The sequence below is a fragment of the Pseudomonas sp. F8002 genome (assembly GCF_013385495.1).
Classification (GTDB): domain Bacteria; phylum Pseudomonadota; class Gammaproteobacteria; order Pseudomonadales; family Pseudomonadaceae; genus Aquipseudomonas.
Genome location: NZ_JACAPW010000024.1, coordinates 160,735 through 170,333, shown reverse-complemented (window position 1 = coordinate 170,333; position 9,599 = coordinate 160,735). Strand labels below are relative to the sequence as shown.

At 60.5% G+C, this 9,599-nt stretch carries 9 protein-coding genes; 6 read left to right on the top strand and 3 right to left on the bottom strand.

All coding sequences use genetic code 11. The annotated features are described in order from the left end of the window. Nucleotides 1-30 precede the first annotated feature (30 nt). The gene (locus HX811_RS18695; RefSeq protein WP_003206849.1) at nt 31-519 is read right to left on the bottom strand and encodes an Lrp/AsnC ligand binding domain-containing protein; all 489 of its coding nucleotides are present in this window, start codon (nt 517-519) and stop codon (nt 31-33) included. Nucleotides 520-675: 156 nt separating this feature from the next. On the opposite strand from HX811_RS18695, the gene dadA reads away from it, so the two are divergent. The 6 genes from dadA (at nt 676) to HX811_RS18665 (ending at nt 6,778) form a co-directional block, all read left to right on the top strand. Further along, the gene (dadA, locus tag HX811_RS18690; RefSeq protein ID WP_010168163.1) at nt 676-1,977 is read left to right on the top strand and encodes a D-amino acid dehydrogenase; all 1,302 of its coding nucleotides are present in this window, start codon (nt 676-678) and stop codon (nt 1,975-1,977) included. After that, a complete protein-coding gene (locus HX811_RS18685) occupies nt 1,949-2,302 on the top strand; it encodes a RidA family protein (RefSeq protein WP_003208752.1) in 354 nt (117 codons plus the stop codon). Before dadA ends, HX811_RS18685 begins: the two co-directional genes overlap by 29 nt. Nucleotides 2,303-2,382: 80 nt before the next feature. Continuing rightward, entirely contained in the window at nt 2,383-3,459 is a 1,077-nt protein-coding gene (alr, locus tag HX811_RS18680) for an alanine racemase (protein WP_102370158.1), read from the top strand. A gap of 116 nt (nt 3,460-3,575) precedes the next feature. Beyond that, complete coding sequence (locus HX811_RS18675; protein WP_003208755.1) at nt 3,576-4,124, top strand: cupin domain-containing protein; 549 nt, start codon at nt 3,576-3,578, stop codon at nt 4,122-4,124. A gap of 182 nt (nt 4,125-4,306) precedes the next feature. Next, a complete protein-coding gene (locus HX811_RS18670; RefSeq protein ID WP_305729366.1) occupies nt 4,307-4,720 on the top strand; it encodes a cytochrome c5 family protein in 414 nt (137 codons plus the stop codon). Nucleotides 4,721-4,855: 135 nt separating this feature from the next. Then, nucleotides 4,856-6,778 (top strand): acetyl-CoA hydrolase/transferase C-terminal domain-containing protein, encoded by a 1,923-nt coding sequence (locus tag HX811_RS18665; RefSeq protein WP_003208758.1) that lies wholly within the window; start codon nt 4,856-4,858, stop codon nt 6,776-6,778. A gap of 130 nt (nt 6,779-6,908) precedes the next feature. On the opposite strand, the gene HX811_RS18660 is transcribed toward HX811_RS18665, so the two are convergent. Further along, nucleotides 6,909-7,481 (bottom strand): xanthine phosphoribosyltransferase, encoded by a 573-nt coding sequence (locus HX811_RS18660; RefSeq protein WP_008439415.1) that lies wholly within the window; start codon nt 7,479-7,481, stop codon nt 6,909-6,911. Between the two features lie 57 nt (nt 7,482-7,538). Beyond that, a complete protein-coding gene (gene rep / locus HX811_RS18655) occupies nt 7,539-9,548 on the bottom strand; it encodes a DNA helicase Rep (RefSeq protein WP_008439414.1) in 2,010 nt (669 codons plus the stop codon). Nucleotides 9,549-9,599 lie beyond the last annotated feature (51 nt).

The window sequence follows — 9,599 nt, the reverse complement described above, 5'->3', positions numbered from 1 at the left end:
CCCGCTCCCACATTGGCCTGTGATGCTGTCTTAATCCGGGATCGGCAGGTTCAGGCTCTCTTTCACCTCTTCCATCACGATATAGCTCTTGGACTCCCGAACGTGGGGCAGCTTGAGCAGGATATCGCCGAGCAACTTGCGGTACGACGCCATCTCCGAAATGCGCGCCTTCACCAGGTAGTCGAAATCCCCCGACACCAGGTGGCACTCCAGCACGTGGGGCAGTTTCAGCACGGCGCGTCGGAATTCTTCAAAGGTGTCGCCGGACTTGTAGTCGAGGCTGATCTCGACAAACACCAGCAGGCTGCCCTTCAGATGCTGCGGGTTGAGCCGGGCGTTGTAGCCCATGATGATCCCTTCGCGCTCCAGGCGCCGGACCCGCTCGGTGCACGGCGTGGTCGACAGCCCGACCTTTTCCCCCAGTTCAGTAAACGAAATTCGCCCGTCGGCCTGCAGGATGCGCAGGATGTTGCGGTCGATCTTGTCCAGCTCCCGCTTGGTCTGAGTGTTGGTCCGCATAGGGGATGCTCCTCCGTGAAAAGGGTTTTTGCCGAGAATTGTCGCCAAATATAGGCAGTTATATAGTGAAATGCACTGGTGATTGCTTTTTATACTGCCCACATCTTTGTGCTGAACAACAAACGTCAGCGGTCAAGCCGTGATGAGGGAATAAAAATGCGCGTTCTGGTCTTGGGTAGCGGTGTCATTGGCGTGGCCAGTGCCTACTATTTGGCACGAGCTGGTTTTGAAGTGGTCGTGGTCGACCGTCAGCCGGCTGTGGCCATGGAGACCAGTTTCGCCAACGCCGGGCAGATCTCGCCGGGCTACGCTTCGCCATGGGCCGCGCCGGGTGTGCCGCTCAAGGCCATCAAGTGGCTGCTGGAGCGCCATGCGCCCCTGGCGATCAAGGCCACTGCCGATATCGACCAGTACCTGTGGATGGCGCAAATGCTGCGTAACTGCACCGCCAGCCGTTATGCGGTGAACAAGGAGCGCATGGTGCGCCTGTCCGAATACAGCCGCGATTGCATCGACGAGCTGCGTGCCGAGACCGGCATCGCCTACGAAGGGCGCACCTTGGGGACTACCCAACTGTTCCGTACCCAGGCTCAGCTGGACGGTGCTGCCAAGGACATCGCCGTGTTGAAAGAGTCCGGTGTGCCTTACGAGCTGCTGGACCGCGCCGGCATTGCCCGGGTTGAACCAGCCCTGGCCAGCGTCACCGATATCCTCGCCGGTGCCCTGCGCCTGCCGAACGACCAGACCGGCGACTGTCAGATGTTTACCACCCGTCTTGCCGACATGTGCAAGCAACTGGGTGTCGAATTCCGCTTCGAGCAAGATATCCAGCGCCTGGACTACGCCGGTGACCGGGTCAACGGCGTGTGGATCGACGGCAAGCTGGAAACTGCCGACCGCTACGTGCTGGCCCTCGGCAGCTACTCGCCGAAATTGCTCAAGCCGCTGGGAATCAAGGCGCCGGTGTACCCGCTCAAGGGTTACTCGATGACCGTGCCGATCACCAACCCGGCGATGGCCCCGACCTCGACCATTCTCGATGAGACCTACAAGGTCGCGATCACCCGTTTCGACAACCGTATCCGCGTCGGTGGCATGGCTGAGATAGCCGGTTTTGACCTGTCGCTGAACCCGCGTCGGCGGGAAACCCTGGAGATGATCGTCAACGACCTTTATCCTCAGGGCGGTGATTTGAGCCAGGCCAGTTTCTGGACCGGCCTGCGCCCGACCACGCCAGACGGCACGCCGATTGTCGGTGCTACCCCGTTCAAAAACCTGTTCCTGAACACCGGCCACGGCACCCTCGGTTGGACCATGGCCTGTGGCTCTGGTCGTTTGCTGGCCGACCTGATGGCGAAGAAAACCCCGCAAATCAGTGCCGAAGGCCTCGATATTTCCCGTTATGGCAACCACCAGGAGTCTGCAAAACATGTCAATCCAGCGCCAGCTCACCAATGAGCGCATGAGCCAGATCGTTGTTCACAGCGGTACCGTGTATCTGGCAGGGCAGGTCGGCGACGACATGAGTGCCGGGATTGAACAGCAGACCCGCGAAACCCTCGTCAATATTGAGCGTTTGCTGGACCTGGCCGGTACCGACAAGACCAAGCTGCTGTCGGTGACCATCTACCTGAAAGACATTGACGCCGATTTCGCCGGGATGAACGCGGTATGGGACAAGTGGCTGCCAAAAGGCGTCGCGCCGGCCCGTGCCACGGTTGAAGCGAAACTCTGCGAACCGGAAATCCTGGTGGAGCTGTCGGTTGTGGCCGCTCTGCCGTAAGCAAAAAATCCTCTCCCGGTGCCTGCGTTGTCAGCGGGTACCGGTTTTTTCTTCCCACCGCCGCCTAGAAGCCTGCCGCCATGCGTCCTGCCCGTGCCCTGATCGACCTCCAAGCCCTGCGCCATAACTACCAACTGGCCCGTGAAGTCACGGGTGGGGCCAAGGCCCTCGCCGTGATCAAGGCCGATGCATACGGCCACGGTGCCGTGCGTGTTGCCCAGGCGCTGGAAGCCGAGGCGGACGGGTTTGCCGTGGCCTGCATCGAGGAAGCGCTGGAGCTGCGGGCCGCCGGGATTCGCGGGCCGGTGCTGTTGCTCGAAGGTTTTTTCGAAGCCGACGAGCTGCCGCTGATCATCGAGCATGATTTCTGGTGCGTGGTGCATTCGCTGTGGCAGCTGGACGCGATTGAACAGGCGCAACTCAGCAAGCCGCTGACCGTCTGGCTCAAGCTTGATTCGGGCATGCACCGTGTTGGCTTGCACCCCAAGGATTATCACGACGCTTACCAGCGCCTGCTGGCCAGCGGCAAAGTCGCGAAGATCGTGCTGATGAGCCACTTCGCCCGCGCCGATGAGCTGGACAGCACCAGCAGCGAAGAGCAAGTAGCGGTGTTTGAAGCGGCGCGTCAGGGCTTGTCGGCCCAGGTCAGCCTGCGCAATTCGCCGTCGGTGCTGGGCTGGCCGAACGTGTCCAGTGACTGGGTACGCCCGGGCATCATGCTTTACGGCGCCACGCCGTTTGGCGAAGACCAGGCCATCGCCGCACGCTTGCAGCCGGTGATGACCCTCGAATCGAAAGTCATCTGCGTACGTGAACTGCCGGCCGGCGAACCTGTGGGCTACGGCGCCAGGTTCATTACCCCGAAACCGATGCGCATCGGGGTAGTTGCCATGGGCTACGCCGACGGCTACCCGCGCCACGCACCCACCGGCACCCCGGTGCTGGTGGCCGGCCAGCGCAGCCAGTTGCTGGGCCGTGTGTCGATGGACATGCTGTGTGTCGACCTGACCGACGTGCCCCAGGCCGGGCTCGGTTCCACCGTCGAATTGTGGGGCAAAAACATCCTCGCCAGTGACGTTGCCACCGCCGCCGACACCATTCCGTACCAGATATTCTGCAACCTGCGCCGGGTGCCACGGCTCTATTCCGGCGCTTGAGCGGCACCCACGAATGGCAGATCCCGGGATTTAGGCCAAAGTGTTGTAAATACTGAACGCTGTCGCCATGATAACGCTCAATTACAACAACGCCTGAATCCTAGGAGGCTCCTGCATTGGACGTCGGCGAACGACTGCAATCCATCCGTAAACTGAAAGGTCTTTCCCAGCGTGAGCTAGCCAAGCGCGCGGGCGTCACCAACAGCACCATTTCGATGATCGAAAAAAACAGTGTCAGCCCCTCCATCAGCTCCTTGCGCAAGGTGCTGGGCGGCATTCCCATGTCGATGGTGGAGTTCTTTTCCGAGGAGATCCTCCAGGAAAAACCGACCCAGATCGTCTATAAAGCCAATGAGCTGATCGATATCTCCGACGGCGCCGTCACCATGAAACTGGTGGGCCGCGCGCACCCGAGCCGGGCGATTGCGTTCCTCAACGAGATCTACCCGCCAGGTGCTGATACCGGCGAAGAGATGCTCACCCACGAGGGCGAGGAAACCGGGATCCTGGTAGAAGGTCGCCTGGAACTGGTGGTCGGCCTTGAAACTTTTGTGCTCGAAGCCGGCGATAGCTACTACTTTGAAAGCACCAAGCCGCACCGTTTTCGCAATCCGTTCGAAGTGCCGGCGCGACTAATCAGCGCAGCCACACCCGCGAACTTTTAAGAAAAGAGGCGTCCTGCCTATGTCGCAGAGACGCCCGTAGCAGCATTCTGCCTTGCTGAATCTCCCCTTGGTTAATAGGGTTGTTTCGGCGGGGCGGGCTAACCGTTATACTTTCGCCGCCTGCGAAACCGTGGCCGCAGGCGTGAATAGCCACCATTGAGGGTGAACGCGTGAACCTAATTATGAAAATGCTGGCTGCACCAGCAACCGTACTGGCCCTATGGGCTGTCAGCGCTCAAGCTGCGACCAATGATGATATTGCCAAGCGCCTGGAGCCTGTAGGCCAGGTGTGCGTCCAGGGGCAAGAGTGCAAGGGGATGGAAGTGGCAGTGGCTGCGGGCGGCGGCGGTGCGAAATCGCCGGATGACGTAATCGCCAAGCACTGCAATGCTTGCCACGGTACCGGCCTGTTGGGCGCACCGAAAATCGGTGACACCGCCGCCTGGAAAGACCGCGCGGACCATCAGGGTGGCCTCGATGGCCTGCTGGCCAAGGCCATTACCGGCTTGAACGCCATGCCGCCAAAAGGCACCTGCGCCGATTGCTCGGATGCCGAGCTTAAAGGCGCGATCGAGAAGATGTCGGGGCTGAAATAAACCGATCTTCGCCAAAAGAGCCGCTGACCAGCGGCTTTTTTGTGCCCGCGATTTGCTTTTTGAGGCTGTTCTTTGCAGCAAAGACCCGGCAAGCTCGGTCCAACCCCAATTCATGGAATGTTCGGGAGAAGTCGGATGGTGCAGTTGTGTTCAATCGAGCAAGCAGTCGACGACGTACTGGCACGGCTGCCGGCGCATATTCACATGGGCATGCCCCTGGGCCTGGGCAAACCCAACCTGTTCGTCAACGCGCTGTACCGGCGTATCGCCAAGTTGCCGGACCGGGCGCTGACCATCTACACAGCCCTGGCGCTGGGTCGCCCTACCTTGGGCGATGGTTTGCAGAAGCGCTTTCTCGAGCCCTTTATCGAACGGGTCTTCGGTGACTATCCCGAGCTGGACTTCCTCGCCGCACTGCGCAAGGACAGCCTGCCGTCGAACATTCACGTGCAGCAGTTCTTCATGCAGCCCGGCAGTTTGCTCCACAGCCTTTCGGCGCAGCAGGATTACGTCAGCAGCAACTACAGCCACGCTGCCCGTGATATCAATGCCGCCGGCCTGAATCTCGTCGCGCAACTGGTGGCCAGCAGTGCCGAACATCCGGATCGCCTGAGCCTGAGCTGCAACCCCGACATCACCCTCGACCTGTTGCCGATGATCGCCAAGCGCCGCGAGGCTGGTGAAACCATCCTGGTGGTGGGCCAGGTTCACAGTGATTTGCCCTACATGCCCGGCGACGCCGAGCTGGGCATGGATGAGTTCGACTTCCTGATCGACGAGAAGGACAGCACCACGCTGTTCTCCACCCCGAACATGCCGGTGGGTTTCCAGGATCACTTTATCGGTTTGCACGCCAGCACCTTGGTGCGCGACGGCGGTACCTTGCAGATCGGCATCGGCTCCATGGGCGATGCACTGACTGCGGCCTTGCTGGCGCGCCAGGCCGATAACGAGGCGTATCGCCTGTTGCTCACCGACCTGGATGTGTACCAATGGGCACCGCTGATCAGCCACGAAGGCGGCGTCGCGCCGTTTGCCCGTGGCCTGTACGGTTGCAGCGAAATGTTCGTCAACGGCCTGCTGGTGCTGGCCGATGCCGGGATTGTGCGGCGCAAGGTATACCCGGACGTCGCGACCCAGGAGCGGGCCAACGCCGGCACCCTGGACGAAGCGGCACAGACCGACGGCATCTCGGTGCATGGCGGCTTCTTCCTCGGGCCTCGTAGCTTTTACGAGCGTTTGCGGGACTTGCCGCAGAGCAAGCGCCTGGAATTCAACATGACCCGCATCAGCTACATCAACGAGCTGTACGGCCAGGAAGAACTCAAGCGTTTGCAGCGCCTGGATGCGCGCTTCATCAACAGCGCGTTTACCGTGACCCTGTTGGGCGCGGGCGTGGCCGACCAGTTGGAAGACGGCCGCGTGCTCAGCGGTGTTGGCGGGCAATACAACTTTGTCGCCCAGGGCCATGCGCTGGAAGGCGCGCGTTCGATCCTGATCCTGCGCAGCTGGCGCGAATCGGGCGGCGAGGTCAGTTCCAATATCGTCTGGGAATACGGCCACTGCACGATCCCCCGGCACCTGCGAGACATCGTCATCACCGAATACGGCATCGCGGATTTACGCGGGCAGACTGATGCCAGGGTGATCGAGGCGCTGCTGAATATCACCGACTCACGGTTCCAGGAAGATTTGATCGAACAGGCGCAGAAGGCCGGGAAGTTGCCGAAGGATTTCCAGCTGGATCCGCGGTTTGCCGACAACACGCCGGAGCGTCTGCAGGGGATTCAGGCGCGGCATCCACGGCTGTTCCCGGAGTATCCGCTGGGCAGTGACTTCACCGATGAAGAGCGGGATTTGTTGCGGGCGTTGAACTGGCTCAAGAGCAAATTCAAGCTGACGGAGATTCTGGAGCTGGGCAAGGCGGCGCTGGATGCACCGGAGCCGGAAGCGTTTCCCGAGCATTTGGTACGGATGCGACTGGATAAGCCGGAGGGGTTGAAGGAGGACTTGTATCAGCGCCTGTTGCTAGCGGGCCTACAAGCTACCGCGCACTAACAAACACAGGAGATCAAATGTGGGAGCGGGCTTGCTCGCGAAAGCGGTGGATCAGTCGACCTATCCGGTGACTGACACACCGCTTTCGCGAGCAAGCCCGCTCCCACAAGTTTAACCGTGCCCGCACCGATTACTCGATAAAGGTCACAACCCCACCCGCCAACGACTGCACCCGCGCCAGCGACTCAACCCGGTAACCCTGGGCATCCAGCTCCGCACGGCCGCCCTGGAACGACTTCTCGATCACAATCCCCAAACCTGCAACGGTCGCGCCGGCCTGTTTGATGATCGAGATCAGCGCCTGGGACGCCTTACCGTTGGCCAGGAAGTCATCGATGATCAGCACGCGGTCGCTGCTGGTCAGGTGGCGCGGGGAAATCGCCACGGTGCTTTCGGTTTTCTTGGTGAAGGAATACACCGTCGCCGACAGCAGGTTTTCGGTCAGGGTCAGGGACTGTTGCTTGCGGGCGAAAATCACCGGCACGCCGAGGTTCAGGCCGGTCATGATCGCCGGTGCAATGCCCGAGGCTTCGATGGTGACGATCTTGGTGATCCCCGAATCCTTGAACAACGCAGCAAACTCGTCACCGATCAGTTTCATCAGCGCCGGGTCGATCTGGTGGTTCAGAAAGGCGTCGACCTTGAGTACCTGATCGGAAAGCACGATGCCTTCTTCGCGAATTTTCTTGTGCAGTGCTTCCACGAAAGCTTCCTCTGTTGGCGCAACACGCGCCGAAAGTAGATTAAAAAGTAGTCGATTCTAGCGCTTTAACATCGCGCGTATATCCGCCAGGGCGGTGTTGCCGCGAACGGCTTTGACTTCGGTCGGTGTGTCGTCGTTGCCTTCCCAGGCCAGGTCGTCCGGCGGCAGTTCGTCGAGGAACCGGCTCGGGGCACAATCGATGATCTCGCCGTACTGCTTGCGCTTGGCGGCAAAGGTGAAGGCCAATGTCTGACGCGCGCGGGTAATGCCCACGTAGGCCAGGCGCCGTTCTTCCTCGATGGTGTCGGCTTCGATGCTGGAGCGGTGCGGGAGGATTTCCTCTTCCATGCCCATGATGAACACGTAAGGGAATTCCAGGCCCTTGGACGCATGCAAGGTCATCATCTGCACGCCTTCGGCGCCGTCTTCCTCTTCCTGCTGGCGTTCAAGCATGTCCCGCAGCACAAGCTTGCCGATGGCGTCCTCGACGGTCATCTCGCCTTCTTCGTCCTTCTCCAGGGTATTTTTCAACGCCTCGATCAGGAACCACACGTTGCCCATGCGGTAATCGGCAGCCTTGTCGCTGGAGCTGTTGGTGCGCAGCCAGTTCTCGTAGTCGATGTCCATGACCATGCTGCGCAGGGCGCTGATCGGGTCTTCGCCGGCGCACTGCTCGCGCACCTTGTCCATGAAGCGCTTGAAGCGCGCCAGGCGGTCGGTGAAACGAGTGTCGAGGTGCTCGCCCAGGCCGATTTCGTCGGTGGCGGCGTACATCGAGATCTTGCGTTCGGTGGCGTAGTTGCCGAGCTTTTCCAGGGTAGTCGAACCGATTTCCCGGCGTGGGACGTTGATCACCCGCAGGAAGGCGTTGTCGTCGTCCGGGTTCACGATCAGCCGGAAGTAGGCCATCAGGTCTTTCACTTCCTGGCGTCCGAAAAAGCTGTTGCCGCCCGACAGGCGATAAGGAATCTGGTGGTGCTGCAGCTTCAGCTCGATCAGCTTGGCCTGGTAGTTGCCGCGGTACAGGATCGCGAAATCGCTGTAGGGCCGGTCGGTACGCAGGTGCAGCGTGAGCAGTTCGACGGCCACGCGCTCGGCTTCGGCGTCTTCGTTGCGGCAGCGGATCACGCGGATCTCGTCGCCGTGGCCCATCTCGCTCCACAGTTGCTTTTCAAACTCGTGGGGGTTGTTGGAGATCAGCACGTTGGCGCAACGCAGGATGCGGCTGGTGGAGCGGTAGTTCTGCTCCAGCATCACCACTTTCAGGGACGGGTAGTCGTCCTTGAGCAGCATCAGGTTTTCCGGGCGGGCGCCGCGCCAGGCGTAGATCGACTGGTCGTCATCGCCTACCACGGTGAACTGGTTGCGCTTGCCGATCAGCAGCTTCACCAGCAGGTATTGGCTGGCGTTGGTGTCCTGGTATTCGTCCACCAGCAGGTAGCGGACTTTGTTCTGCCACTTTTCGAGGATGTCGGCGTGTTCCTGGAACAGCTTCACCGGCAGCAGGATCAGGTCGTCGAAGTCCACCGCGTTGAACGCCTTGAGCGTGCGCTGGTAGTGGGTGTAGACAATGGCGGCAGTCTGCTCCTTGGGGTTGCGCGCAGCTTCCAGGGCTTCGGCGGGCAGGATCAGGTCGTTTTTCCACGAGCCGATCATGTTCTTGATCTCGTCGACGCCGTCGTCGCCCGCGTATTCCTTCTGCATGATGTCGGTCATCAGCGCCTTGACGTCTGTCTCGTCAAAGATCGAGAAGCCCGGCTTGTAGCCCAACCGCACGTGCTCCTTGCGGATGATGTTCAGCCCCAGGTTGTGGAAGGTACACACGGTGAGGCCACGGCCTTCGCCACCCTTGAGCAGGGTGCCGACGCGCTCTTTCATTTCCCGCGCCGCCTTGTTGGTAAAGGTCATGGCGACGATGTACTGGGCACGGATGCCACAGCTCTGGATCAGGTGCGCGATCTTGCGGGTGATCACGCTGGTCTTGCCGGAACCGGCACCGGCGAGCACCAATAGAGGGCCGCCGACGTAGTTCACGGCTTCTTGCTGCCGGGGATTGAGTCGGGACATACGAAATTCAGGAGGTCATTGATCAAAAGGGCGGGCATTTTAACAGGCTGG